Below are 23,285 nucleotides of genomic sequence, written 5' to 3' on the forward strand. Positions count from 1 at the left end.
TCTGCGGGCTAACGAATTGATATCTTCACGCTTTTATAGCCATCGCCAGTTCCATTAGAACCTAGAGGGCTAGAGCTATAGCACCCGGGCCAACGCCTGAATCCCCTGCTCAATTTGGGCTTCACTGAGCTGTGCGTAACCGAAGATAAACTTGCCTGTTTTAGGTGCAGTCAGATAGTAGCCTTGGGCACTAATAACGCCGACATCGACGCTGGCCGCCTGTTGAATCACATCTTCATCTGATAATGTCGTTTCAAACTTCACCATCAAATGGATGCCAGCATTTTCCCCCAAGATCATGACGCGATCGCCAAACTGATCCTTCAATGCGTTGACTAGCACTTGACGCCGCTGATTGTAGAAATGGCGCATCCGTCGAATATGGCGTTCAAAATGTCCTTCAGCAAAAAAATCTGCTAGGGCGTATTGTTCAAGCAAGGGCGACTGGCGATCGCACAACCATTTTGTTCGACTCACCAGGGGAATCCAATCCTTTGGCACAACTAGGTAGCCCAGCCGGAGGGCAGGAAAGAGAATTTTGGAGAAGGTGCCCACATAGATCACCGTGTGGTTGCAATCAAGTCCTTGCAAGGCTGGAATGGGGCGATCACCATAGCGATATTCACCATCATAGTCATCTTCCAAAATCAGCGTTCCTGTTTGTTGTGCCCACTGTAGGAGTGCCAAGCGTCGGGGAAGGGAAAGAGTAACGCCTGTAGGAAATTGATGGGAAGGCGTGACATACAGAAGTTTGAACGGCTGGGAATACTGGCTCAGCGCCTCCACGTCTAATCCTGCGGCATCCACCGGGATCGGCTGGAGATTGGCTCGACCCGCAAAGCAATACCGCGCTCCCAAATAACCCGGATCTTCCATTGCGACCCAATCTTCGGCATCAAGAGTAAGCCGCGCAATTATGTCTAGGGCCTGTTGGGACCCGTTGACGATGATGACTTGCTCTGGACGACACTGCACGGCACGAGAACGTCCCAAGTAGTCCGCGATCGCCTGTCGGAGGGGCAAATATCCTGCGGCATCGGAGCTATAGTTCAAGCCGGTGGACGACGTTCGACAGTGACGTGCTAAGAGACGTCGCCACAATGTCAGCGGAAATAGGTCAGTCGCTGGATTGCCATAGCGAAAGTTAATTGCATGTTGCGGTTGAGGACCTTCCAATTGCTGAACTTTCAATAGCTCCATCCCCAATCGCGACAGTTGGGTCGGCATCGTTGATACGGCGGTGTCCTGTTCAATCGCTTCAGCCTGTAAATACGTTTCAGGAAGTTGGTTGCACACAAAGGTGCCTGCGCCTTGCCGCGTCTCCAAATACCCCTCGCTCACCAGCTGGTCATAGCTTTGCGTTACCGTTACCCGCGAGATTTCAAGAGACTGAGCCAATACTCGGGACGGCGGTAACTTCTGGTTGGGCTTGAGGCGTTTTTGCAAAACAGCCTGCCGTAGTTCCTCCGCAAGCTGCTGATACAAGGGAACGGCACAGGTGCGATCAAGGGATAACGCTAAATCCATAGGACTCAAATTGGATCTATTCAAAACTATGAAATTGGCTATTGAGTCAGACCAATTCGAGGTTTATCTTACCTCTATAGCCGTTCCCTTCATCGAGAGAATCTCCTATGACTTCCTCAGAAACGCTGCCAGTCACCGATCGCAGCAAGGTCAAACGTCTTCCTAAAAGGGGACAGTACGATCGCGCGCTCATCAACCAAATTTTGGATGAGGCTCTGGTGATTCACGTTGGCTTTATTGCCAACAATCAGCCTTTTGTCATTCCGATGGGATATGGCAGAGAGGGCGATCGCCTCTATATCCACGGTTCAACCGCTAGCCGGATGCTCCAGAATTTGCAGCAGGGGATTGATGTTTGTGTCACCGCCACCTTGTTGGATGGCATTGTGGTTGCGCGATCGCTCTTTCACTACTCCATGAATTATCGATCCGTCGTATTGTTCGGTCGGGCCACGCTGGTTGAAGGAGAAGCAGCAAAGACCCACGCCCTTAAAGTGCTGGCCGAACACATGGTACCTGGCAGTTGGGAGCAGGCTCGTAAGCCCAAGCCCCAAGAGGTCAACGCCACAACAGTATTAGCCTTTCCCATTGAGGAAGGCTCTGCCAAAGTTCGCACAGGTGATCCAAAAGATGACGCTGCCGATCACTCATTACCCATTTGGGCAGGACAGTTACCCCTCAAACTCACTCCGGGCAGTCCTATCCCAGATCCCCAACTCGCCGCTGATATTCCTATCCCTGAGCACCTTTTGAACTATCACCGAGGAGCGTAGAGAAGTGGTGACAGGTGCGCAGTGCCTAACTTTATGCTTGCTGTAGCGGTAAAGCAGCCCATTTGCGTGATTCCTGATCGAGAGGCCGCTAAAAAGATTCAACTTAGGCGCTGTTAAGCAGAAACGATACAGCGCCGCTCTCTGAAAACTATCCGCCGAAGTGATTCCAAAGCTCACCTTCGTGGGGAATGACGTTTTGCTGAACATCACCCTCTGAAGTGGAGGTGGCAGATGCTAAAGACACGCGAGTGACCGTATATCCGACAACAAAGGTTAAACCAGCAGCCATAAGACCGATGACCCAGCGATCGCCCGCAGACAGACTAGATGCATTGGACTGATACATAGAACACCTCTTCTTAGAGTAGACATGTCTATGATGTCAGGCTTTTTGTATAGACGATTACAGTTTAGTCTTTTTTAATCTTTGTCAGACTTATTTCAAAGAAATACTCTCACCTTCAACAATCTGGTGGATTTGCTCAACAAAACCGATGGGTAACCCTGCTTGGTGGGTGATTACGCCGTGGGCGACGCCAGCAAGCAACCCCAGAAAAGCGGGTACTACCAAAACTTCGGACAATCTCATTCCACAAGCCGCTCACAACGTCCCCACCAGAATCGCGAGATCTTGGGAGAAAAACGGTAACCAAACTTACGATTTTTGCCAGCAATATTGGCTTGTTGCAATGGTTCGATGCATTATTTGCATTCTGCCGCTGATCGCGATCAACCCCATATAAACATTTGCAGGACTTTTAGACTGTCTTGTAGTGCCGGGAGTTTGCTGCGCCAGTGCTCTTTTTAGAGCTAGAAAAGGGCACTACGAATCTGTTGAATCGCTTGTTTGAGCAGTCCAATCTCGTGATCGCAGATGTGATATATCTCTTCAGCATCAATGTTGAAATAGTCATGAGCTAGCAAGTTTCGGATACTCTTGATGCCTTCCCAGTTGATTTCAGGATGTTCAGTAAAGAATCCTGGATCGATACGTTTGGTGATGCGTTGAATATTTTCTCCAATTGCGATGAGCATCATTGCGATCGCATCTGAACGATCCAAACCAGCGTTATTTGCCAGGAAATCCGCAGGCGAGTTAATGTCAGAAAATCGTCGCTCAATTCGCCGAATAGCTTCTTCGGTCTCAAGAAAAAGTTCTGGCAGCAAAGATCGCTCATACATAGATGACCTCGCGATCAATACGTGTTTTAAGATATGTATTCATGCCGTGCCAGTAGCGAACGACATCCACTTTGCAGGAAAAAACAGTCTCTAACTCAGCCTTGAGACAAGCTCGTTTAAGAATGTCCGGCTGCATATGAACGACGACATCAATATCACTTTCTATGCCGATATCGTCCCGCGCAACCGAGCCAAAGACACCAATCTGACTAACCGCATATCGCTTGTTTAGATCAGGCTTAAGAGCCTGTAGCTGAGCAAGTATGTTGGCTCTGTTCAACGTCTCTGACGAACGAGTTTCCATGGACTTCATGAAGTTATGGCACAAGGCAAAAAGTATAGCTTGCTTATGCAGGGCAGTGGGTAGGAAGGGAATTAAACCTTGCCAGGTTCTAGCGTTGTCAACCGTCCTGGTCATGATGGCTACAGCGATACCTCCAACCCTACCGTTTATTGGGTTGAGACAAAATGTCGCTTACCTTCAAGCTTACTTCTAAAGTTTACGATGCCGAAGCCGATGTGCTGATTTTCGTTATGAAAGACGTCTCTCCCAGCAATGCTATTGCAGAGCCAGGGAGCATCGTTGTTAGCTATGACGAGAATTCCGAACCGATCAGCATCGAGTTTCTAAATGCCTCTCAACGGCAGCTTTTCAACCCCAATGAGACTAACCTAACGGTCCTTCGATAAGGCAGTGGGCTAGTTCTCGCCAGTGTGCTGACTGTCATGAGCGATCGCTAGTCTAATTGAGGTGGGCGGGTAATAGCGACAAAGCGGTCGTTGCTAGAAACAGCGTGCTGGTAAGCGTTTCTATCATCGCCACATACTGAATCTTGGTGTTGCGGTACCACTCCTGATTCAAGAGAATCAGTCCAAACTTGAAGAGGGCGATGCTGAAGGCGGCTGCGGTGACGGGAGCAAGCCAGTGAAGCTGCCAGAAAAGGATGACAAATCCCGTGGCGATCGCGTGAAACCCTATTCCTCCGAGCACAGATGCGGTGCGCTCTTTCCGCAGCTTCACGGTAAAAATGGCACTGGAGAAAAAGAACGTATTCAGCAGCCAGAGGGCGATCGCGCTCGTTGAAAGGGTGTCAATAGTCGCAACATAGGCCAACGGAGCCGCCCCACAGGTGGCCGCAAAGGTGATCAGCTCATTCCAAACGGATTTTTGCTGCCGCTGCCGGACTGAGAGGCCATCAATGATCGTGGCGATTCCGGCAGCGATGTAGATGGTGGCTAAAGACCAGGGATGAGAACTGCGCCATAGGAGCCATAGGGCGATCGCGATCGCCCCTCCACCATATAGCCCTAGCCAGACTAAAAATCGCGGTTTCCAACTGCGCCGCTGTTTGATCTGTAAGCTAAACGGATGTTCGGCCTGAAAGCCGCAGTAGGCACACACCAACGCCAGCGTGGTTGCCCAGGTCCACTGCTGTGCAGCGGCAGCCCCCGTCAGAAAAGACACCACCAGCATCACATATACTCCATGTTCGGGAGAAAATGTGGGGTGATACCACGGTCTGCCTGAGCGGGAGACTGTTTCAGAAGCGATCGTCATCACACTAACCTGCACTAGACAACGTGAGAACAAAAGCCAGATTCGAGGTGGCTTCTAGCGCATGAGGCGCATTGGCCTCCATAAAGATGAAGACGCCTGGAGTCAATGAGATTTGCTCGCCATTGAGTGTCAGCAATCCGCTGCCCTCCACGACTTGCACAGTGGCATTGCGGGTGGAGGTGTGTTCAGAAATCTCAGTGCTGGCGGCTAGGCAAAATAGGCTGTACTGACAGATCTCATCTTTCCAGAGTACTTTACTGAGCACACCGGATTCGGGATAGGCAATGTTGTCTTTGAGTTGGAGGGAGAGGGTTTCTGGAGAAATTAGGGTAGTCATGGTTGTTGGGAAATTGAGGGAAGTGGTTGTTGGTTATTGGTTATTGGTTATTGGTTGTTGGTTGTTGGTTGTTTGCCATTTTTGTGATGGCGTTGCGGTAGGCGTTGAGTTTTGGGGCCAGTTTGTTGATGAGGGGTTTAAGTCTCTGAGTTTGGTCGGGGGTGAGTAGGTTGCGTGCTTGGGCTCGGCGTAGCCAATGTTGAGTTTCGATTAGAGAGCCTCGGGCGATGGTAATAAAGCGACGATTGTCTCTGTAACTACCTCGTCCAGCCCCCTCAGCTAGGTTGGCACCTACACTATCAGCGGAGCGAACCAGTTGTTTTCCAACCGTATCCTTGGCAAAAAAATCCCAGTTGACGACAATTTTCCAGATTTCATCAGACAACTCTTCTGCCAATTGATAGACCTCTAATTCTCTAAACCCTTTTCGCATTGCTCATTCAAACCGACTGAGAAAAACACCAACAACGAAGAACCAGCAACCAATAACTCATAACAAACCTAACTTGCCTTCCTTGCCATCAATGCAACATAGCCCAGGTCATTGCCATGACGGATGAAGGTCTCTCGCATAGCGAGGATGCGCTGACGTAGGATGGGGCGGGTGAGCATGTTCCAGCCAATGGTGAGGAGTGTGGAAACGCCCTCTTCTTGAGCGATACGACTGGGATTGAGTAAGGACATGGGGCCAGCGTCCTGCTGCTCTACGGTCAGTCCTGCTTGCTGACAGGCGGCAAGCCAACCGTCGGCTGAGAGGGGCGCCGCGTTGACTCGAATGGTGGTCGATAAATCTTGACGAATGGCCTTAGCGTCAGTACCTTCAGCCCGAAGTTCATGGCTCAGGAATTGACCGTTCGGCTTCAGGCGATCGCAAATCCCTGCCAAGATCTTGGCCTTGCCTGCCTCAGACTGCATGGTCAAAATTGCTTCTGCCAGCACATAGTCAAACTGTTCGGTAATTCGGTCTAGGTGAAAAATGTCGCCTTCGACAATGTCAACCTGATCGGTCAATCTAGCCGCAGCGATGTTGGCCCGGGCCCGGGCTACGCTATCCAGATTTTTCTCAACGCCAACGACCCGTACACCATAGCGCTGGGCTAGGGCGATCGCGCTGTAGCCGAAACTAGCTGCCAGTTCCAAAACGGTTTCGCCAGGCTGAAAGTTAGCCCAGGCAAAGAGCTTTTCCGTTGCAGTGTAGCCACCGGGACGGAGCGCTTTTTTTCCAGCAGCGGCTAAAACTTGGTGGCCAGGAGCAGTCTTGAAGTTGGGCTTGCTTGGGGTCTGAGTCACCTTATTCACCTCAGAAAGTTGACTTGAGTTTGGCAAAGATTCTCAAGACGTTCTATGAGATAGCTCATGAATGACAGAACTGTTGGCAACGGTTTGAAAGAGGAACGAGTAATATAGCGGCGCGTATGTGAGTCAAGCACACCCCGTTCTCTCCTGCTCCCTTGAGACTGAGATGTACTTGACCAAGCTACACAGGGCTATAAATAGAGGACAGAGGGACTGAGTTGTACAATCCTTCAGTTAGAAACTATTCTCATCAATAGACGGTTTACTCTATCATTTCGTGTGGTTTGAGCCTTGGCTTCTCAAATTGATGTCAATCAGCTTCAGGAAATCTCGCTATTTGCTGATCTCAATGAGTCTTTACTTCGGTATTTGAGCCAGCAGAGTCATCTGAGGTCATATCTGACGGATGAGGTGATATTTTATGAGGGCGATCTGCTGCCTGCCCGTTTGCACGTACTGGTTTCGGGACGGTTGCGAATGAGCAAAATCGCAGTGTCGGGGAAAGAAACCATTTTGCGGATTTTGCCAGCTGGAGAGATGTTTGCGGCTCCGGCTCTATTTGGTAATGGCATTGCTCCGGCAACGGTGGTTGCGATCGCCCCAGCCACCGTACTCACCCTCAATCGTCAGGTCCTGCTAGAAAGTTTCGCTCAAGCGCCTGAGCTGGCACTGCATCTATTGACTGTCCTCAATCAAAGGCTGCAACAGCTGCATCAACGAGTGCATGGGCTGGTATCTCAACGGGCGATCACTCGTCTCGTCAATTATCTTGAATCAGTAGCAGACTATGGCGGCACCGATCCGGTTGCCAATGGAGAGCAGTTGCGATCGCGCCTCACGTATTACCAGATTGCCCGCAGCATCGGCATTACCTATGAAGAGTGCGTACGGCTTTTTCGGCAGCTCAAACCTGCTGCTATCTATCGACGAGGCGGCTTAATTACGATCTGCGATCGCGCTCAGCTCCGTTCCCTGTGCTCCGACCGTTAGCGTCCAACCCAGTTCAACTCCCTAGTGTTAGTTCGTGATGACTTCTTTGGCCCCCGAAAACAAGGTATCTTTGCCCTGCCGCTATTGCTCAGTCACCTCGCAGTCGAATGGCGAAAATCCCATTGGCACAGCGATCACAGCCGATTTATGGATCATGATCGAAGTGCCACGTCCGTGGGCTAAGGACCCTTGGCACAATGAATCTGCTGAACTGCTGAAGTTATTTCAGGCGGTAGAAAAGCGCCCGCATCTATGGCAAAAGGTAAGGATTTTAGCGATCGCTCCTGACCGTGACTATTCTCAGCCTGGACATCGGCACATCATCAGCTATCGCCGTCCGAGTCGCTTGTTTGCTCAGTATGAGGCTAGCCACTACTGTGTGCCCACCGAAACGCTGTCTCAGCTTGTCGACGCACTCTTATTTCGGCCATCGCGGTTAGGACAATTTGAGGGCGATCGCCGCACTCCCACTCGCAGCCTATTTGTTTGCACCCATACCCACTACGACGTTGCCTGCGGGCGATTTGGCACTCCACTGTTCGAGACCTTGAGACGAGACTATGCCGAAAGTAGCGAGATGCAGGTGTGGCAAGTGGGTCATTTTGGCGGGCATAACTTCGCCCCAACCCTCATCGATTTTCCCCAAGGGCACTTCTGGGGACATTTAAACGCAGAGATTTTGGATGCATTGGTGTATCGCCGGGGTGATGTAACCCGACTCAGATCTCACTACCGAGGCTGGGGAGGGCTGTCACGTTGGGGACAAGTGGCCGAACGCGAACTGTGGATGCAGGTCGGCTGGTCATGGCTACAGTGCGCCAAAGGTGAACGCTTGATCGCTCAAGATGGTGGAAAATTCACTCACCGTATTTTGCGCTGGCTGCTGCGCTGGGTACCGACGATTCGAGCGCAAGTCCTCCTCAAAAAGCTAGACCAAAAGCGCACCTGGGCAACTGTTGAAATTCAAGCTCATAGCGATCGCAGTTCTGAAATGACTGCTTATGAAGTTCAAGTTGAGGTTAGTCACACCGTGATGACTCAGTTGCGATCGGGCGAAACTGCAAAACTACATCCGGCTCAGCAATATCAGGCAACGGTCCGACAAAGTGTTAGAAAAACAGAGCGATAAAAGTTGTTGAATCTGATATTACCCGAACCTTTGAGGAGCAGCAAAGTGAGTGATGCCATTAATTTGGTATTCAAGAGTGAAGGGTGTTTGCTCATAGCGAGCGTACTAGAATCATATTGCCTTGATTGCTGCCGCTGCTAGTTATTGTCGAGGTTCTGGAGGAATCTGCGATTTTAATTCCTCAATCAAAGGCGGTATTTCAAACTGCACCACATCTATAAATTACCTGGGCCGAGGAGAGGATTTCATGACGGCGTAAGTAGTTGCGGCTACTTTCAATACCCTGACGGGTAATCAAGTCAACTTCTCGATGGAACACGGTTTGTAACTCTGCTTCCATTTGATCCAACGCTCGGAAGGTAGGGTGGGCACTGGGATGAAATTGCACCATCACATCAATATCGCTATCAGAGCGAAAGTCATCGCGTAGAACAGAACCAAATAAAGACAATTCTGTCACCTGCCACTTATGACAAAATTTGACGATTTTCTCTATCGGTAGTTCGATCTCTGCAATGGTCATGTCGGTCTTACCCTCGAAGCTTCTAACCGCTTCCCGTTCCAACCGGATAGATGATTTAAGCAGATGGATTTCCTGCAATACTACTGTAGCCCGAGCTTAGCGGCTCCTTCTTAAGGGTTGAGTTGACACGATGTGATTAAGTCAGGAGAAATTTTATACACGACTTCGTCAAGCTGGGTTCCTCGCCTAGTCTCGACTTGTTTCTCTTCAAAAATGATTCCTCCCATTGATTCAGGGATTCGACGGCTCGGGATATTGGCCCGATCTACCGGATAGGTCAGATAATCGAAATCGATGGTTTCCAAAGCCCACTGACAGGTCAAGTGTATTGCTTCCCGTCCCAGCTTCGAACCATGAGCGCTTTTCTTGATCCAAATACCCAATTCTGGCGTTCTAGCATTCGCCTGTCCGTGAACTCCACAACACCCGATAAACTCTTCGCTGGACTTATCTAAAATCACGAAGATCACTTCATACTTCTCTTTCATTCCCTGAATGGAGGAGTGAATGAACGCAAGAGTGTCATCAATGGTCTCGGCTGGTTTGGGAATCATGAACTCGGTAATTTCATCAGAGAACTCTTTAAAGATTGCCTCGGCAAAATAGTCACTGATAGATCGAAGCCAGACACGATTACCTGCTACACAGACAGTCGTTAGATCGATTTCGTCACGCAGCGAGAACTCTTGCGTTTTCTTTTGCATCACTCTGATGGGATCAACTGCATCAATACAACTACTTCAATGTCACAAAGGTTACTCGAAAGTGCTCCTTTGCTCTTCTTCGCTCAATGCACAATGCTGTTGTGGCTTTCAAACGCTATGCAAAGCATTCATGCGATCGCCTACCGAAATCCAACTTAATCCGACTACGGAAATTGCTATCGTCCGAATGAATCTATAACTATGGAGCTAACTCAGACTACTATGAATTATTTTTCAACGCTGATTACCCTACTGCGCGATCGCCCAGTCTTTTTAGAAGAAGTTCGCAATGGAACCAAACTTGAATCGAAAATTGTCTCACTGATTGTTGCTAGCTCGCTATTCTTTGCCATTTATGGCGCGATCGTCGGAGCCTCAAGCGGTTGGCAACAGATGCTACTTTCAACCGTCAAGCTACCTGCTTTATATCTGCTGACGCTGCTGATTTGTCTGCCCACGCTCTACTTCTTCGATATTCTCTTTGGCTCACAGGCCAACTTCAAGCAATACACTGTTCTGAGCTTGACAACCGTTTCGGTCATTAGCGTTCTGCTCTTCAGCTTTGCGCCCATCACTCTCTTCTTCCTAATTTCAATTCGGGATTATCACTTCTTCTTGCTGCTGAATGTGTCAATTTTCGCTCTGACCGGGTTTGTAGGCGTTCAGCTCTTTTATCGAGGGGTTAAAACCGTCATGAAATTTGACGAAAAGACGCCTCAGATTCGCCAAAGGCTGCTTCTGTTTTGGCTTGTTCTGTATGGTCTCGTCGGCAGTCAACTCGGCTGGACGCTAAGACCTTTTTTTGGTGCGCCTGGAGAGCCGTTTCAGTTGTTTAGGCCAATTGAAAGCAATTTCTACGCTCAAGTGATTAGAAGTCTGATCTCGCTTTTGGGTGGAAATTGAGTGTGCTCAAGCAGAAATTGCTGTTCACAAAGACTGGTGGCAGAGAGAACAGGTTTGTCGGATTTAGGTTTGCCAACTCAATCAGCATATGAAATCTGATTTAGAGGATTTAAGAATTAGTCAAGATCAGCTTGAAAAGCTAACCGAGTTAGAAATCGGAAAAGTCTTTATGGGCGGCGTTGTACGACCCTCGGCGCTTAGATCACCGGGTCAATTACTGTCGTTTTTAGTGTCAGAGTTTTCTGTTCTGGCAGTTGTTTTTATTGTTTGCTTAGGCTTTGGGTTAGTCATCGTCCGAAGTTGGGACAGTTTCAACAATGTATTTGGACTGATTGCGGTAGCAATAGGGATCACGATCGCAGGGGCGATCGCCTGGAATGGCTATCAATGGCAGCGCTACAAAGCCCTCAAGACACTGTCACGACTACTGGATGAAGTTGATCGACATAACGACATTGTGCAGGCAATCCAGGTGATGGACGAACTGCAAAGGGCACAATCGTCAGCACCAGCCCAAATATCCAACCGAGCCGAAATTCTGTCAGCATTGGCCGCGACCCGCGATAGTCTGATCTCAGCATTGATGACGGAGCGAATTCTGCGCTATCACCAAACCGTACTTCAGCAAGGACGTGACCTCATGGGCAGCATCGAAACAAACCTAGCCGCCCTACAGGCTCTGCAAGTCAGCAATCAGGCAACAGAATATCAGCAGTTTTTGCAAGAAGCCCTAGACATTGGGTTGGCGGTTCAGCAAGAGATGATGACTCAGACCGATGAAGACTTCTGACAGTCTCTGATCTACAGTGACAGAGTTGGCAGGGGGACGAAAACGGGTGGTAATAAATCAGGCAAACGCAAGTGGCTAAAACTGTTAACCAACGGATGCGATCGCCCTGTCTCACATCGGCTCTCATCAAGCTTTGCCAGCACTGCCGAACAACCTGATTTTTTGAGCAATGATTTCCTGCATTGCCCCCGTGGCTGCTTTCTGGCAGTCTAAGAGGTCGCGTTGCGAGTTCGTTTCTCCATACTCTCGCCAAAACTGGAGGTATTTTTGTCGGACTTCAGTGTTGACATTGAACTTGCAGACCCCTAGTTCAATCGATCGCTGAATCATGAGGGCCGGTAAACCAGACGCGCCGTGTAGCACTAGGGGGATTTTGAGGCGTTGACGAACCTTGATCAGACGCTCGAAATCTAATCGGGGTTCGCTGTAATACTGACCATGAACATTCCCAATGGTGACCGCAAGAAAATCAACTCCCGACTTGGCTACGAATTCCTGCGCCTGGTCAGGGTCGGTCATCTTGGCTTCTTTGGCAGCAACCGTCATACCGTCTTCAGTGCCACTGATTCTGCCAATCTCTGCTTCCACAGTCGCCCCCTTCGCATGGGCCAAAACAGTCATTTCACGGGTGAAAGCTAAGTTCTCTTGAAAGGAAAACTTCGAGCCATCCGCCAAAACCGATTGCACGCCTGCTTTCAGAGCCAGCTCAATGATTGCCTCGTCTTCGCAGTGATCTAGGTGAACTGACATCGGAACACTGGCCGAGTCCGCCGCTTCTAAAAAGAGTGCAATTAAAGGAGGCCCCCCGTACTTCAGTATCTGAGGCAAAATTTGAATGATTGCCGGACTCTTGTCAGCTTCAGCCGCATTGACCACGGCTTTGACACCTTCAAGGTTATATAGATTGAACGCACCAACAGCGTAGGAATACTTCTGAGCTTTCTCTAACAGTTCTTTGGTAGAAGTCAGCATGAGATTGCGATCGCGTCAGTACTGATAATACTGGGTCCATCAGGTCCAATCCAGCACACCGTTCCCAAACATTACCGTCGTCATGTTCAAAACCTGCTCGTTGCTGTCACCTCAAACAGAGACAAATCTGGATTCCTTGTTTGACTTATGTTTATTGACCTATCAATTGATCCTCAATGGCACGACCTGCCATCATCAATTTTGTTTTTAAGATTCATAAAAATAAATAGTTTGATACGCCTTGAGCTATTCCTAAGCTACCTGCTTATCAGAACTTTTCTCTTCATTAAAATTGGCTAATAGCTCAATCAACTCAGCCTTTTTCTTTTTTGAGTAGCCTCGAATCTCTCGTTTTTTAGCTAAAACTTTTAACTCTTTTGTACTAAATGAGTCAAGCAATCTTCGGTCTGTAATAACTTTAGGGATTGGCTGCGGCGTCAGATAAAACACTTGCTCAAGAAACTTCAGTTTCTTCCCTACTGTGATGCGGCATCCGAGCTTTGTAATTGGAGTTAGACTCTTCCAGTATTGGCGAGGAGCTTCATCAATTCTGGCTACAGCTGAGGCATGATTAACACCCTTTAACGGGCTATTGGGTAAAAGCATCAAGAAATCCAAAGCGCTTGAAATTTCATCTCGATTAGCTGTAGACAAATTAACCTTGGGGATAATTTCTCGACACAAGGCTTGAGTAAGTGATTCTGTCTCTGGTGTGCTATCAGCAATGATGCACCAAACTTCTTCCAAGCCTGCCTCTGAAGCCACTGCATAGATAAATGAATTACCGATAACTTGATACTGGTCTAAGCCAACTTCTTTAACAATGAGCGGTACCCAGTTACGACTCTGTTCCTCAAGGTATTTTGCTGTTTCTTGAATTAAATAAGCATGAACTTCAGTTGGTATCCCAGGTTCAATTTCTTCAAAAGGCAAACACATTAAGTTTCCAGTATCAGAAAGGCTCATCAGATGAAATACTCCTTAGCAAGCTTCAAATATTGCTCTCTCGCAGTCTTGAAGGCAAATACTGCTGGAACATGTAAGAAATCAGCCTTTGATATGTAGGCCATGTAGGGTATACGGTTTGTTCGTAAGTCCTTGTGACCTCGCCGCAGTCTTGGATAAAAATACGGTGTTAAATCAAGTCCGTCAGAGTTTTTTCTCGTATTCTTTATTATTTCGGCGATCGCTTGATGCATAAGCTGCAATTGTGCTTCCGATACCTTAAACGCATTATTCATGAGAATAGGTAGAGGTATAGGCCCATACTCTCCAGCCCTCTGGCGCTCTGTTCTAACCTCTGGGAGAAAGCGAGAAATTGCCATGCCAGCGTTCTGTAGAGAATGCAGATTATCATGTCGAGCTGGTATCAAAACCACATCCGCTGCATAAAGCGCTTTCTGTGCAAAAATCCTCCAGTTGGGAGGCGCATCAATCAATATGTAATCGTAGCTACTTTTAACACTCTCTAGTAGCCGATGCAAGGCACTGATCTTTATCTGTTGCTTTAGCTTCACTTCGTCAAGATCACTTACTAATTCTTCATCAGCCAGAATTACATCGAAACCCAAGGGATGTTTCAATCTCGGATGCTCAAAACTGTAAGGAGTAATGATCTCTCTAGCATCAACTTCTTTATTTTTGAGGGCAGATACTAACTTGCCATTAAGTGGTGCCAGATCAAGGGCATCTCCTAAGTCGCTTTGATTGGGATCAAAATCCACAATCAAAACGCGCTTCTTGAGTACGCTAAGAATTGCCGCAAGATTCAAAGTAGTGGTCGTTTTTCCAACACCGCCTTTGTTGTTGTATACAGCTACTGTCAATGCTTTCTCAGGAGACTCTATCTTTTTTCTGAGATCTCTGACAATATCCTTGAGATTGCCATCTAGTGATAGACAAGCCGTAACAGGATGAACAATCTTGTTGTGTTTTCGAAATAGTTGTACATAACGCGAATTCGTCAGAATTCCCCACTTTACAGTTTTAGATTTTGCGTCTAATAAATATCGTTTGAGTTGAAGGGCAGCTTTAATATGACTTGAACATAGCTCGCTAGAAAGATCTTCTGTACAACCCTTTACTTCCATGTAGAGATAGGGGCTTTTATGGGTTTGAAGGAATATATCGTTTTCTACGTTCTTTCGAGCTGCATGGTCTACAGCTCCCCTTGTGACTGGAAATTGAGGAATTATCTCTAAATCCTGAAATCCTAGTGCATTGAGAAAGGGCTTGGAAAAGTTACTTTCGACAATCGCTTCTGCCGCATCTGCAGGAATATTAGCAAGCGTCTGTTCTAATTGCATAAGCACTATGTAGCTTTTTCCAACATATACCTAGCAGACGTAGGCTTACCGGAAATTTTTGCAGCCTATTTGATGAACTTCTTTGACTCTTTGGGTATAAATATTACTGATTCTTTGCGTAGGTCTGGTTATTATTTCTTCGTTGACCTCATAACTTCAAATTGAGCTACCAAGCTGATCTATAAAGGTAATTCCGTGCTATTCATCAAAAACAAAGATTTCAATCTTACTATGTTAAATTCCATGAGCAGAGGTATTTTGATATGAGAATAATGCTAGGTTCTTTTTGATAGCCCCATGGTCATAAGGGGAGAATTTATGAAAATTCGAAATATCCTCGTGATGACGCCTATTGTCTTTTTCTTTCTGCCTAATGGAAAAATGGCTGAGAGAGTGGCTTTGCATTTGACAAAGCGTTGTACAAACTGCCTTTTGAGTTGGCAAGAATTTGTGCGAACTGATTTAAGCGGAGCAGACCTTAGGAATACGAATTTCAAAGGTTCTCGCTTTGTTAATGTCGATTTGTCGGAGGCTGATCTACGAGGTGCCAATTTTGAAGATGCTTATTTTGAAGCTGTCAATATGAAAGACGCAAATCTTTGTGGCGCGTTTATGGTGGACGGGCAGAAATCCCCTATTGGCTGCTGGAAAAAATAATAGAAATATCCAAGAATTTTGGGTAGAAAAGCTTTAATGACTAATTTTTATTTTGCGCTGCTTGACTGTATGTTTTATCGATAAGAACGACGACGATCGCCAAACTTTTGTTGATAGGCCGTGTAGACTGCTTCTAGGAATCGCTCGGCAGGCATCTCTTCTTGGGGCAGCTTTTCAAGTTCAATAATTTCTCGTAGCTGTCGAGCAAGATCGACGCTGAGCTGTTGCCGCGCTACTTTAGTTAAGGACTTTCGCCGTTGCAAATACTCTCGTAAAGCCGCAAAATCGTCTGGCAATAGATTGCCAATCATGGCCTGTTCTATCAGCTCTAGTGCAAGGGTCTTGGCATCAGTCGATACCGTTACTTTGGCATCCCCCACCGCTTGCTCAGATTGAACGACCAGCGTGCCAGCGAGCCAGTCACCGATACGTTTCTCTTGCTGTCCAAATAGGATGCAAAAGAACCCAATGAACAAAATGTCATCCACCGGACGCAACAGCGATCGCAAAGTCGCCTGAAAAACGCCTTCGGGCTTTCCGGTGTCATTGATGACGCGAATCTTGGTAATGCGCTTTCCGGGTGTTTGCCCTTGCCACCAAGCTTCAAATCCGACGAAGTATCCCCAATAGATGGAAGCCGAGAGAACCAACGCCAACGCTACTAGCCAGAGATCAACAGCATCCGCACCACCGCCTAAAGCTGCAAATAATGCAACTAATTGCTCGCTCAAAAAAGACGCTAAAAAAGAGACCAGCGACAGCAACAAGAACACCAGCACGTAGTCGATCAGAAGCGCTAAAGCCCGATTCCCTACTCCGGCCAAAGTGAATTCTAGCTCTACACTTTCCGGTGTTCGAATTGTGATGGTTTTGAAGAGTTTCATAGATTTCTGCGATCTTGTGGGCGATCGCTGATACGAATATCCAGCCCTTCTCGACGGCTCCGCAGATCGTAATAAAGAACAGCTTTGATGGATTGAAAGAAAGGAGCTGCCAGTACGATAGCGAAGAAGAGCAGGATGATGAACACCAGGAGGGCGATCGAAAAAGCGATGCCCAAGGCAATATCGCTGCTGCCTCCATCTCCTGTTGTATTCGAGAAGAAAGGAATGGTGAACAAAAACGGCACCAGCGTTAGCAAATATAGGGGCAGCATGACGAGATAGGACACCAGCAACACGAACAGGACGCGAGTTGCAGACCCCTGGGTCAGTTCCCAACTCCGGGAAATGGAGGATGTTGCGTCTTTGTCAGGTTCCATGGCAATAATCATGTCGTATAGCCAAAACCGAGCTTGAATCCAAGTTTGAGCTGCAAAAACAACAACTTGCACCAAGACAACCAGCACGCCCGATAAGACAGCTGCAGCCGCCCCAGCTGCCCCCATAGCAGCTAGCGGAACGATGACTACTCCTGCAACCGCAGAAATCGCATAGTTAATGGCCAGCTGAATAATCCCTACTAAAAATGCGACCCCTAAGAAACTCCACATGCGCGGCTCTACTTTCCGCAAAGCTACAGCAGGTGTTTCTGGCTGGTGAACGACTTCTTGAAATCCTAATCGGCCAATTTGGGCAAAAATCATTAGCCCCCTTGCCCAACCGTAAACCGGAATCAGATACCAAAGTGCAGCTTTCAGACTCAGTCCAGAGTAGGTTTTGAAGTGACTTCTTAGCAAACTAATGCCACCACTGACCACATCACCCACATTCAGCGGACGCATTCGGCGAGGAGATTGATATGCCATGGGTCTTGATTCTTGGGGTAAAAATAAGGGTGCGTATCTTTAACTAATCTGCCCACATCCTAGGTCAAGCGTAAGCCGACTATTTACTTTCATGAACATTCAGCGTTGGATTGCTAGACGAGAAGCCAGCTGGCGGCAGCTAGACGATTTGCTAAATCGAGCTGAGAAGCAAGGTCTAAATTCTTTGAAAACCACAGAAATTAAGACATTAGCCAGTTTGTATCGGTCAGTGTCTGCTGATTTAGCGCGGGCACGGACCCATCACGTTGGAGATGTGTTAATTCAGGATTTACAGGGATTGACCTCTCGCAGCTATAGTCAAATTTACCAGGGGTCACGGCGGCAAGATTGGCAGTCGGTGTTAGCGTTTTATCAATATGGATTTCCAGCGGCGGTGCGAGCTTCGTGGGTTTATATTGCGATCGCCACCGTCCTGTTTGTCACCAGTGGCCTCATCGCTTGGTGGTACTCGTGGCAAGATCCCTCCTTTATGTCCCTAGTCCTTAGTCCAGGATTTGTCGCTGAGGTTCAGGAGAGTGAAGAGCTTTGGACAGTTTCGATTTTAGGTCGGGAGCCTGTCGCTTCTAGCGCCATCATGGTCAACAACATTGGCGTCTGCTTCAAAGCCATCTTTGGTGGCGTTGCTTATTTTCTGCCGGAGGTACCGATCGTGACCCCTCCGGGAGGATTTACTGTTTTCATTCTGGTCCTCAACGGTTTGATGATTGGCTCTGTGGCGACTCTAGTTGCCCAAACTGACTTGGCCTATGATCTTTGGGCTTTTGTCTTTCCCCACGGATCGCTGGAGCTACCTGCCATCTTTTTTGCGGGTGGCGCGGGCTTGCTGCTCGCTAGAGCCATCTTGCTTCCTGGAAACTATCGCCGGATTGACGCTTTGCAAGTTTATGGACGGCAGGCAGCTGAGCTTGTCTATGGCATTGTGCCGATGCTGGTCATTGCAGGCATTATCGAGGGCTTCTATTCCCCTAGTCCCTTTGTCCCTAATTTGATTAAATATGCGACGGGTAGCGTGCTGTTTTTAATACTGATTACTTACTGCCTGTATCGACCTGCCAAAGACGTGTAGCTGAAGATAGAAGGTCTAACTGACGGCAAAAGGATAATGAGAGCTTTTGTGTCCGATCCTGTTAGAGGCGAATAGGTTCACGCTGCTCCGTAAATTCAACTGATTCAATTCCAAGTTCTGAATTTTCAAGTAGGGTCTGCTGTAGGCTGCCGAAGAGAATACGCTGTTCACAGGTAGCCAGAGAGACAAACTGGCGCTGGGTGTCGGGTCTGCGGCGAAAATCAATCGTGACGCTGTCATCATCACTGTTGGATAGGACACGATAACCTGCTAAGTCAAAGTTGATCAGGTCAGGTATTTCATCCGTCAACAGATAGTGAACCGTTTGAGAAACTGCATCGTCTTTTGCGACGATCTTTGCTTCGCCAACATAGCCTTCACAACTAGCTGGAGGCGTATACAGCATGATAGTGATGAGGTCTGGAGTATTCTCAGCAACGGTTTGCCAAAATTCCTCCGTCGTCTCTAAAGCCAAAGCTAAGGAGGTGAAATGAATACGAACAGGCTGAATATTGGGTATATTTTCTTGAGCCAATGCCAGCAGGGGAGCGATCGCACCCACTGTCCAAAGGCTCAGCCCCCACCCCACAACTTTGGAAAATTGCCGAGGCACATTTACAAAGCGGTGTAAGCTTACTTTGGTCATATTGACGCCCTCCCAATGAGTGCCTTAGATAGGTTGCTGCTGTGGCTGAAACTGCCTGGAATCATCGACACGTTCTTTCGTTATCTCAATTCACCCCTCAAGATTATGAGACTGTTATCAGTACAGCAGTCAGCTTTCGAGATGTCCTCTCTCGCCGCAATAAGAAGGTGCCAACGCTCCAGGGCAAAGTCGTTACTAACTTGTTCTTCGAACCGTCTACTCGTACTCGCAGCAGCTTTGAGCTAGCGGCCAAACGGCTTTCAGCAGACGTCCTTAATTTTGCGCCAGGCAGCTCTTCTTTAACCAAAGGCGAGACTATTTTAGACACAGCGAAAACCTATTTGGCAATGGGGGCTGACATCATGATCATCCGCCATGCGGCTACGGGTGTTCCCCACGCGATCGCGGCTGAACTGGACAGGCTGAAAACAGGTGTCGGTGTTCTGAATGCTGGCGACGGACAGCATGAGCATCCTTCCCAAGCACTTCTTGATCTCTTGACATTGTGCACTGTGCTCAATCCGGAGAATCCTAATATTCAATCTCTCAAAGGCAAGAAGATCGCGATTGTAGGAGATATTGTGCACTCGCGAGTCGCTCGTTCTAATCTATGGAGTTTGACCGCCTGCGGGGCTGAAGTTCACCTAGCAGGACCGCCGACACTCTTACCTGCAAGGTTTGTGGATAGTTTTCAGCGATCGCCCATTGAGCCTCCTGACATCTCCCGCCAGCTACAGCAACATACCAGCCTAGAGGCCGCTCTAAAAGGGGCTGACTTTGTGATGACTCTACGCCTACAGAGGGAACGCATGGCCCAATATTTGCTTCCCAGCGTGCGAGAATATCACCACCAGTTCGGCATTACCCACGAGCGCTTGAAAAGCTGCTCCCCTGCCGTCAAAGTTCTGCACCCTGCTCCGGTGAATCGTGGTGTCGAAATCAGCTCTGAGTTAATGGATGATCCGGAGCGCAGCCTAATCGGTCAGCAGGTTACGAGCGGTGTCGCCACCAGGATGGCTTTACTATATTTGATAGGCACCCGTGGCCGAAATGCTGAAGTCCTCGACGGAAATTAGCCTGTGGTTCTATCAACTCCTCTTCCTTTTGTTCCCAACCCTGCTGTGGCGGAGGGCGATCACTTCGTAATGACGTTTGCACCGTTATCTTTGCCCGCTGTATATGAACTGGCGGATGATTCGTGTAATGGGGCGATCGTGGTGATGAGCGGCATGGTGCGCGACAACACCGATGGCCGCACTGTTTCCTACTTGGAATATCAGGCTTACGAACCGATGGCGATAGAGGTGTTCAAGCAAATTGCAGCGCAGATTCGCCAGCAATGGACAGACATCACCCGCGTTGTTATCCATCACCGTACGGGCAAGTTAACTGTCGGTGAAATTAGTGTGCTGGTAGCTGTGGGCTGTCCCCACCGAGGAGAAGCGTTTGCCGCCTGTCAATACGCGATCGACACCCTCAAACACAACGCCCCTATCTGGAAGAAGGAACACTGGCAAGATGGCTCTAGCACTTGGGTCAGCATTGGCGCTTGCGAGGAAGAGGCATAGTCATCATTTCTCTGCTAGCTCAAAAGCTCTATTTCGCAGCTTGCTAGACACACGAAAGTCAGCCCTTTCTAGGTCATCCAAAAGAGGGCGAATTGCTGGAAGAATACTCTTTTTCTTAGCTTTCAGGAGAAGTCCAAGTGTTCTCGTAACCTAAAGATTAAGCTGTTCTGCAATTCGGCGAGCCTTTTTGTCATCTGGCAATATCGGTACGTGTTCAATTTCCAGGGCAAGGGCGATCGCTTCGGATTCACCAGCACCTATTTATGTTCTCAATGTGTTGACCAATGCCTGATTCTTCACAGTCTGTACTCGCAGCTAATCCATTGTGAATCCAATTTCTCTTTTGAATATCTGAGGAATCCAATCAGTTTTTACTGCAATGGTCATAAGAGATGGCGAGAAGCTTGTGTGACAGAAACGTCCACTGAAAAACTGTAGCAACAATGGCTACGAAGACTCTCCCAACTTTGCTATTAAACAGGAATTCATATTATTCCTAGCCAGGAATTGGAGCGGGTGTGAGAAAGAGAGATTGGAAGCTACGCTGGCTAAGTTTTGTCTTAGCTACAGCGCTGATATTTTCAGGGGCAACTGCTGTCAGGAGTCAAACATCTAACTCCTTGGTCATAGAGCGAACGGGGCAGTTTTGTATAGAAGATCCAGCCTGCTTCAACCGCTTCCACCCCGATATTCCTCCTGCTGCCACTGCTCAGCCAGGTCAAACAATCGTATTAGGTACTCGCGATGCGTTTGATGGGACCTTTGAGCTAGGGTCTACTCCCGAAGATGTGGTTGCCGCTGATTTGTCGTTAGTGCATCCGATGACAGGACCTATCTTCATTGAGGGGGCTAAACGAGGAGATGTCCTCGCTGTGACGATTGAAGATATTGAACCCGATCCCTATGGTTATACAGTGATTGCGCCTGGATTTGGGTTTCTGCGTGATCTGTTCCCCGATCCATACATCGCCAATTGGAGTCTTGATCGGACCGTTGCAGTCTCAGAAGAGATTCCGCAAGTAGAGATTCCCTTTGCACCGTTTGCTGGATCCTTGGGCGTGCTGCCTGGCGAACCTGAGCTAGAAACCTTCCTCACCCGCGAAGCCGAACTTGCAGAAGCCGGGGGCATCTCTTTGACTCCCCTGCCAACAGGAGCGCTGCCCGCTGATTTGTGTGGTCCTGAAGGGATAGACCGGGACCGCTGTATCCGCACGGTTCCCCCTCGTGAAAACGGTGGCAATATGGATGTGAAGCAGATGCAGGTGGGAACAACAGTGCTGTTTCCCTGCTTCATAGATGGCTGTGGATTATTTGCTGGGGATGTGCATTATGCCCAAGGAGACGGAGAAGTTTCAGGGACTGCGATTGAGATGGGAGCTACGGTTACTGTATCAACTGAGATTCGGGAAGGGTTGGGTGCACAAGTCAAGGCCCCTCAATTTGAAGGAGGCGATCAGCTCAAGGCATTAGCCCCCGAGGCGTTTTATGCGACGACGGGAATTCCGATCAAGCAGGCTGGCGAGATTCCGCCTTACCATACTTATCTAAACAGCGAGGTGCTAGAACCCCTCAGCAATTTATCGGAAGATCTGACCTTAGCAGCCCGCAATGCACTCATTGACATGGTTGATTATCTTGTCAACAATCATGGATTGACCCCTGAGCAAGCTTATGTCGTGGCCAGCGTGGCAGCAGACTTACGGATTGGACAACTCGTAGATGTGCCTAATTATTTAGTATCAGCAATTATTCCGCTGACCATCTTTCCCGAGCTAGAGACCTCACAAAACAATTTCCAGCGTAGTGTAGAGGTGGCCTTGCAGTGAAGCGTCGCGAATGCTTGCAGAATATAGGTGCGATCGCCCTATTCCCATTAGCCCACACTCCCTTTCCTCAATGGAAGGTGTACCGAAAGCTACATCTATTCATCGTAGTCAATCGAGAAAATGCTGCAGCCTATGACCTCGGCCAGGCGATCGCCCATACCCTTACCGACGAGATTCCTGAGTCCAGAGCTATGGTTACTCGCGCCCGCGATTCACTGCGGGTAGCGAGTTTAATTAGTACGCAGCAGCTTGATGTGGCCCTTTTGCCTCGGCCAGAGTTAATCGCCTGGCAAAGCTATCAGCCCCCGTATGATCAGCTACAACCTACACAGCTGCAAGAAATCTTTGAAACAGAAGACTATGTTTTAATTAGTCGTAATGACTTCCGGGCAGAACATGCGGCTTTGATTAGAGAGACGTTGCAAGCACATCTGTAACCTGGGCCTTGCAGCATCTTACCTAAACCACAGTGTTTTGAAGATAGGGAATGTGTTCCGTATCATACTTTGCTCGGATGTAGTAGTCACATTAATACCTCGCCTGCGTAAGCCCTTGTCCACAGCATGACTGACATTCTCGTCAAGGTGAAACTTAATCTGCCTTAACGTTTCTTGCGTTAAGTTTCTGGACTTTGGACAATCAGGGTGACTGAAGAGCAGGAAAGTGGTAGAGGATTGGAAACTCTAAGCCCTACCACTGATGTCAACCTATCTTGAACCGCTGCGCCAATTTCGCCAAGCGATTTACGAAAGCTTTCCGTATCG

The 23,285-nt window shown here is 48.3% G+C and carries 29 protein-coding genes and 1 pseudogene; 12 read left to right on the plus strand and 18 right to left on the minus strand.

What is annotated here, in order from left to right; translation table 11 throughout:
• Positions 1 to 75: 75 nt before the first annotated feature.
• Positions 76 to 1,527 (minus strand): MocR-like pyridoxine biosynthesis transcription factor PdxR, encoded by a 1,452-nt coding sequence (gene pdxR / locus PN498_RS13580; RefSeq protein ID WP_272063347.1) that lies wholly within the window; start codon positions 1,525 to 1,527, stop codon positions 76 to 78.
• A 107-nt stretch (positions 1,528 to 1,634) separates the two neighbouring features.
• Here pdxR and PN498_RS13585 point away from each other — a divergent pair, with 107 nt between their 5' ends.
• Positions 1,635 to 2,300 carry a pyridoxamine 5'-phosphate oxidase family protein gene (locus PN498_RS13585; RefSeq protein WP_272063348.1) on the plus strand — a complete coding sequence of 222 codons (666 nt, stop codon included), beginning with the start codon at positions 1,635 to 1,637 and terminating at the stop codon, positions 2,298 to 2,300.
• Positions 2,301 to 2,448: 148 nt separating this feature from the next.
• On the opposite strand, the gene PN498_RS13590 is transcribed toward PN498_RS13585, so the two are convergent.
• The 4 genes from PN498_RS13590 to PN498_RS13605 all read right to left on the minus strand — a co-directional run bounded on the left by PN498_RS13590 (position 2,449) and on the right by PN498_RS13605 (position 3,786).
• Positions 2,449 to 2,646: a hypothetical protein gene (locus PN498_RS13590; RefSeq protein WP_272063349.1), complete on the minus strand. Its 198-nt coding sequence runs from the start codon at positions 2,644 to 2,646 to the stop codon at positions 2,449 to 2,451.
• A 90-nt stretch (positions 2,647 to 2,736) separates the two neighbouring features.
• On the minus strand, positions 2,737 to 2,889 hold the full coding sequence (locus PN498_RS13595) for a hypothetical protein (protein ID WP_272063350.1): 153 nt from the start codon (positions 2,887 to 2,889) through the stop codon (positions 2,737 to 2,739).
• 221 nt (positions 2,890 to 3,110) lie between these two features.
• Positions 3,111 to 3,482, minus strand: coding sequence for a HepT-like ribonuclease domain-containing protein (locus PN498_RS13600; RefSeq protein ID WP_272063351.1), 372 nt, complete (start codon positions 3,480 to 3,482; stop codon positions 3,111 to 3,113).
• Entirely contained in the window at positions 3,475 to 3,786 is a 312-nt protein-coding gene (locus PN498_RS13605; protein WP_272063352.1) for a nucleotidyltransferase family protein, read from the minus strand. The genes PN498_RS13600 and PN498_RS13605 overlap by 8 nt, the downstream gene beginning before the upstream one ends.
• Before the next feature lie 164 nt (positions 3,787 to 3,950).
• Between PN498_RS13605 and PN498_RS13610 the strand changes: the two genes are divergently transcribed.
• Positions 3,951 to 4,172, plus strand: a complete 222-nt coding sequence (locus tag PN498_RS13610; RefSeq protein ID WP_272063353.1) for a DUF2283 domain-containing protein — start codon at positions 3,951 to 3,953, stop codon at positions 4,170 to 4,172.
• Between the two features lie 52 nt (positions 4,173 to 4,224).
• Here the strand turns inward: PN498_RS13610 and PN498_RS13615 are convergent, their stop codons facing one another.
• The 4 genes from PN498_RS13615 to PN498_RS13630 all read right to left on the minus strand — a co-directional run bounded on the left by PN498_RS13615 (position 4,225) and on the right by PN498_RS13630 (position 6,667).
• Complete coding sequence (locus PN498_RS13615; protein WP_272063354.1) at positions 4,225 to 5,040, minus strand: YwiC-like family protein; 816 nt, start codon at positions 5,038 to 5,040, stop codon at positions 4,225 to 4,227.
• Between the two features lie 4 nt (positions 5,041 to 5,044).
• Positions 5,045 to 5,377 carry a cupin domain-containing protein gene (locus tag PN498_RS13620; protein ID WP_272063355.1) on the minus strand — a complete coding sequence of 111 codons (333 nt, stop codon included), beginning with the start codon at positions 5,375 to 5,377 and terminating at the stop codon, positions 5,045 to 5,047.
• Between the two features lie 40 nt (positions 5,378 to 5,417).
• Positions 5,418 to 5,810: a four helix bundle protein gene (locus tag PN498_RS13625; protein WP_272063356.1), complete on the minus strand. Its 393-nt coding sequence runs from the start codon at positions 5,808 to 5,810 to the stop codon at positions 5,418 to 5,420.
• Positions 5,811 to 5,878: 68 nt separating this feature from the next.
• Positions 5,879 to 6,667 (minus strand): SAM-dependent methyltransferase, encoded by a 789-nt coding sequence (locus tag PN498_RS13630; protein ID WP_272063357.1) that lies wholly within the window; start codon positions 6,665 to 6,667, stop codon positions 5,879 to 5,881.
• A 297-nt stretch (positions 6,668 to 6,964) separates the two neighbouring features.
• On the opposite strand from PN498_RS13630, the gene PN498_RS13635 reads away from it, so the two are divergent.
• Entirely contained in the window at positions 6,965 to 7,663 is a 699-nt protein-coding gene (locus PN498_RS13635) for a Crp/Fnr family transcriptional regulator (protein WP_272063358.1), read from the plus strand.
• A gap of 37 nt (positions 7,664 to 7,700) precedes the next feature.
• Positions 7,701 to 8,792, plus strand: coding sequence for a sucrase ferredoxin (locus tag PN498_RS13640; RefSeq protein WP_272063359.1), 1,092 nt, complete (start codon positions 7,701 to 7,703; stop codon positions 8,790 to 8,792).
• 199 nt (positions 8,793 to 8,991) lie between these two features.
• Here the strand turns inward: PN498_RS13640 and PN498_RS13645 are convergent, their stop codons facing one another.
• Together PN498_RS13645 and PN498_RS13650 are read right to left on the minus strand one after the other, a co-directional pair.
• The gene (locus PN498_RS13645; RefSeq protein ID WP_272063360.1) at positions 8,992 to 9,315 is read right to left on the minus strand and encodes a nucleotidyltransferase family protein; all 324 of its coding nucleotides are present in this window, start codon (positions 9,313 to 9,315) and stop codon (positions 8,992 to 8,994) included.
• 110 nt (positions 9,316 to 9,425) lie between these two features.
• Complete coding sequence (locus PN498_RS13650; RefSeq protein WP_272063361.1) at positions 9,426 to 10,019, minus strand: GNAT family N-acetyltransferase; 594 nt, start codon at positions 10,017 to 10,019, stop codon at positions 9,426 to 9,428.
• 222 nt (positions 10,020 to 10,241) lie between these two features.
• On the opposite strand from PN498_RS13650, the gene PN498_RS13655 reads away from it, so the two are divergent.
• The gene (locus PN498_RS13655; protein ID WP_272063362.1) at positions 10,242 to 10,922 is read left to right on the plus strand and encodes an actin-binding WH2 domain-containing protein; all 681 of its coding nucleotides are present in this window, start codon (positions 10,242 to 10,244) and stop codon (positions 10,920 to 10,922) included.
• 88 nt (positions 10,923 to 11,010) lie between these two features.
• Positions 11,011 to 11,712, plus strand: a complete 702-nt coding sequence (locus PN498_RS13660; protein ID WP_272063363.1) for a hypothetical protein — start codon at positions 11,011 to 11,013, stop codon at positions 11,710 to 11,712.
• 126 nt (positions 11,713 to 11,838) lie between these two features.
• Here the strand turns inward: PN498_RS13660 and PN498_RS13665 are convergent, their stop codons facing one another.
• The 3 genes from PN498_RS13665 to PN498_RS13675 all read right to left on the minus strand — a co-directional run bounded on the left by PN498_RS13665 (position 11,839) and on the right by PN498_RS13675 (position 14,990).
• Positions 11,839 to 12,684 carry a class II fructose-bisphosphate aldolase gene (locus tag PN498_RS13665; RefSeq protein ID WP_272063364.1) on the minus strand — a complete coding sequence of 282 codons (846 nt, stop codon included), beginning with the start codon at positions 12,682 to 12,684 and terminating at the stop codon, positions 11,839 to 11,841.
• 252 nt (positions 12,685 to 12,936) lie between these two features.
• Positions 12,937 to 13,650 carry a Rho termination factor N-terminal domain-containing protein gene (locus PN498_RS13670; protein WP_272063365.1) on the minus strand — a complete coding sequence of 238 codons (714 nt, stop codon included), beginning with the start codon at positions 13,648 to 13,650 and terminating at the stop codon, positions 12,937 to 12,939.
• Positions 13,650 to 14,990 (minus strand): ParA family protein, encoded by a 1,341-nt coding sequence (locus tag PN498_RS13675; RefSeq protein WP_272063366.1) that lies wholly within the window; start codon positions 14,988 to 14,990, stop codon positions 13,650 to 13,652. The genes PN498_RS13670 and PN498_RS13675 overlap by 1 nt, the downstream gene beginning before the upstream one ends.
• A 318-nt stretch (positions 14,991 to 15,308) precedes the next feature.
• Here PN498_RS13675 and PN498_RS13680 point away from each other — a divergent pair, with 318 nt between their 5' ends.
• The gene (locus tag PN498_RS13680; RefSeq protein ID WP_272063367.1) at positions 15,309 to 15,647 is read left to right on the plus strand and encodes a pentapeptide repeat-containing protein; all 339 of its coding nucleotides are present in this window, start codon (positions 15,309 to 15,311) and stop codon (positions 15,645 to 15,647) included.
• A gap of 74 nt (positions 15,648 to 15,721) precedes the next feature.
• Here the strand turns inward: PN498_RS13680 and PN498_RS13685 are convergent, their stop codons facing one another.
• Entirely contained in the window at positions 15,722 to 16,531 is an 810-nt protein-coding gene (locus tag PN498_RS13685; RefSeq protein WP_272063368.1) for an RDD family protein, read from the minus strand.
• On the minus strand, positions 16,528 to 17,394 hold the full coding sequence (locus PN498_RS13690; protein WP_272063369.1) for a hypothetical protein: 867 nt from the start codon (positions 17,392 to 17,394) through the stop codon (positions 16,528 to 16,530). The genes PN498_RS13685 and PN498_RS13690 overlap by 4 nt, the downstream gene beginning before the upstream one ends.
• 91 nt (positions 17,395 to 17,485) lie before the next feature.
• Between PN498_RS13690 and PN498_RS13695 the strand changes: the two genes are divergently transcribed.
• The gene (locus PN498_RS13695) at positions 17,486 to 18,481 is read left to right on the plus strand and encodes a stage II sporulation protein M (protein WP_272063370.1); all 996 of its coding nucleotides are present in this window, start codon (positions 17,486 to 17,488) and stop codon (positions 18,479 to 18,481) included.
• 61 nt (positions 18,482 to 18,542) lie between these two features.
• On the opposite strand, the gene PN498_RS13700 is transcribed toward PN498_RS13695, so the two are convergent.
• Complete coding sequence (locus PN498_RS13700) at positions 18,543 to 19,127, minus strand: hypothetical protein (protein WP_272063371.1); 585 nt, start codon at positions 19,125 to 19,127, stop codon at positions 18,543 to 18,545.
• Positions 19,128 to 19,168: 41 nt separating this feature from the next.
• Between PN498_RS13700 and PN498_RS13705 the strand changes: the two genes are divergently transcribed.
• Complete coding sequence (locus tag PN498_RS13705; RefSeq protein ID WP_272063372.1) at positions 19,169 to 20,203, plus strand: aspartate carbamoyltransferase catalytic subunit; 1,035 nt, start codon at positions 19,169 to 19,171, stop codon at positions 20,201 to 20,203.
• A gap of 69 nt (positions 20,204 to 20,272) precedes the next feature.
• Entirely contained in the window at positions 20,273 to 20,695 is a 423-nt protein-coding gene (locus PN498_RS13710) for a molybdenum cofactor biosynthesis protein MoaE (RefSeq protein WP_272063377.1), read from the plus strand.
• Positions 20,696 to 20,698: 3 nt separating this feature from the next.
• Here the strand turns inward: PN498_RS13710 and PN498_RS28595 are convergent.
• Positions 20,699 to 20,824, minus strand: a pseudogene (locus tag PN498_RS28595) (DUF3368 domain-containing protein); the annotation flags it as partial.
• A gap of 389 nt (positions 20,825 to 21,213) precedes the next feature.
• Between PN498_RS28595 and PN498_RS13715 the strand changes: the two are divergent.
• Positions 21,214 to 22,521 carry an acetamidase/formamidase family protein gene (locus tag PN498_RS13715; RefSeq protein ID WP_272063373.1) on the plus strand — a complete coding sequence of 436 codons (1,308 nt, stop codon included), beginning with the start codon at positions 21,214 to 21,216 and terminating at the stop codon, positions 22,519 to 22,521.
• Complete coding sequence (locus PN498_RS13720) at positions 22,518 to 22,958, plus strand: hypothetical protein (protein ID WP_272063374.1); 441 nt, start codon at positions 22,518 to 22,520, stop codon at positions 22,956 to 22,958. The genes PN498_RS13715 and PN498_RS13720 overlap by 4 nt, the downstream gene beginning before the upstream one ends.
• Positions 22,959 to 23,285 lie beyond the last annotated feature (327 nt).

This window comes from Oscillatoria sp. CS-180 (genome assembly GCF_028330965.1).
GTDB lineage: Bacteria > Cyanobacteriota > Cyanobacteriia > Phormidesmidales > Phormidesmidaceae > Halomicronema.

What these genes read in the sequence shown, in the direction of transcription:
- PN498_RS13675 (WP_272063366.1), bottom strand. Translation starts at nt 14,990, where the DNA reads ATGCAATTAGAACAGACGCTTGCTAATATTCCTGCAGATGCGGCAGAA.
- PN498_RS13665 (WP_272063364.1), bottom strand. Translation starts at nt 12,684, where the DNA reads ATGCTGACTTCTACCAAAGAACTGTTAGAGAAAGCTCAGAAGTATTCC.
- PN498_RS13650 (WP_272063361.1), bottom strand. Translation starts at nt 10,019, where the DNA reads ATGCAAAAGAAAACGCAAGAGTTCTCGCTGCGTGACGAAATCGATCTA.
- PN498_RS13595 (WP_272063350.1), bottom strand. Translation starts at nt 2,889, where the DNA reads ATGAGATTGTCCGAAGTTTTGGTAGTACCCGCTTTTCTGGGGTTGCTT.
- PN498_RS13645 (WP_272063360.1), bottom strand. Translation starts at nt 9,315, where the DNA reads ATGACCATTGCAGAGATCGAACTACCGATAGAGAAAATCGTCAAATTT.
- PN498_RS13655 (WP_272063362.1), top strand. Translation starts at nt 10,242, where the DNA reads ATGAATTATTTTTCAACGCTGATTACCCTACTGCGCGATCGCCCAGTC.
- PN498_RS13690 (WP_272063369.1), bottom strand. Translation starts at nt 17,394, where the DNA reads ATGGCATATCAATCTCCTCGCCGAATGCGTCCGCTGAATGTGGGTGAT.
- PN498_RS13670 (WP_272063365.1), bottom strand. Translation starts at nt 13,650, where the DNA reads ATGAGCCTTTCTGATACTGGAAACTTAATGTGTTTGCCTTTTGAAGAA.
- PN498_RS13680 (WP_272063367.1), top strand. Translation starts at nt 15,309, where the DNA reads ATGAAAATTCGAAATATCCTCGTGATGACGCCTATTGTCTTTTTCTTT.
- PN498_RS13685 (WP_272063368.1), bottom strand. Translation starts at nt 16,531, where the DNA reads ATGAAACTCTTCAAAACCATCACAATTCGAACACCGGAAAGTGTAGAG.
- PN498_RS13710 (WP_272063377.1), top strand. Translation starts at nt 20,273, where the DNA reads ATGACGTTTGCACCGTTATCTTTGCCCGCTGTATATGAACTGGCGGAT.
- PN498_RS13585 (WP_272063348.1), top strand. Translation starts at nt 1,635, where the DNA reads ATGACTTCCTCAGAAACGCTGCCAGTCACCGATCGCAGCAAGGTCAAA.
- PN498_RS13640 (WP_272063359.1), top strand. Translation starts at nt 7,701, where the DNA reads ATGACTTCTTTGGCCCCCGAAAACAAGGTATCTTTGCCCTGCCGCTAT.
- PN498_RS13615 (WP_272063354.1), bottom strand. Translation starts at nt 5,040, where the DNA reads ATGACGATCGCTTCTGAAACAGTCTCCCGCTCAGGCAGACCGTGGTAT.
- PN498_RS13605 (WP_272063352.1), bottom strand. Translation starts at nt 3,786, where the DNA reads ATGGAAACTCGTTCGTCAGAGACGTTGAACAGAGCCAACATACTTGCT.
- PN498_RS13620 (WP_272063355.1), bottom strand. Translation starts at nt 5,377, where the DNA reads ATGACTACCCTAATTTCTCCAGAAACCCTCTCCCTCCAACTCAAAGAC.
- PN498_RS13625 (WP_272063356.1), bottom strand. Translation starts at nt 5,810, where the DNA reads ATGCGAAAAGGGTTTAGAGAATTAGAGGTCTATCAATTGGCAGAAGAG.
- PN498_RS13600 (WP_272063351.1), bottom strand. Translation starts at nt 3,482, where the DNA reads ATGTATGAGCGATCTTTGCTGCCAGAACTTTTTCTTGAGACCGAAGAA.
- PN498_RS13660 (WP_272063363.1), top strand. Translation starts at nt 11,011, where the DNA reads ATGAAATCTGATTTAGAGGATTTAAGAATTAGTCAAGATCAGCTTGAA.
- PN498_RS13700 (WP_272063371.1), bottom strand. Translation starts at nt 19,127, where the DNA reads ATGACCAAAGTAAGCTTACACCGCTTTGTAAATGTGCCTCGGCAATTT.
- pdxR (WP_272063347.1), bottom strand. Translation starts at nt 1,527, where the DNA reads ATGGATTTAGCGTTATCCCTTGATCGCACCTGTGCCGTTCCCTTGTAT.
- PN498_RS13695 (WP_272063370.1), top strand. Translation starts at nt 17,486, where the DNA reads ATGAACATTCAGCGTTGGATTGCTAGACGAGAAGCCAGCTGGCGGCAG.
- PN498_RS13590 (WP_272063349.1), bottom strand. Translation starts at nt 2,646, where the DNA reads ATGTATCAGTCCAATGCATCTAGTCTGTCTGCGGGCGATCGCTGGGTC.
- PN498_RS13610 (WP_272063353.1), top strand. Translation starts at nt 3,951, where the DNA reads ATGTCGCTTACCTTCAAGCTTACTTCTAAAGTTTACGATGCCGAAGCC.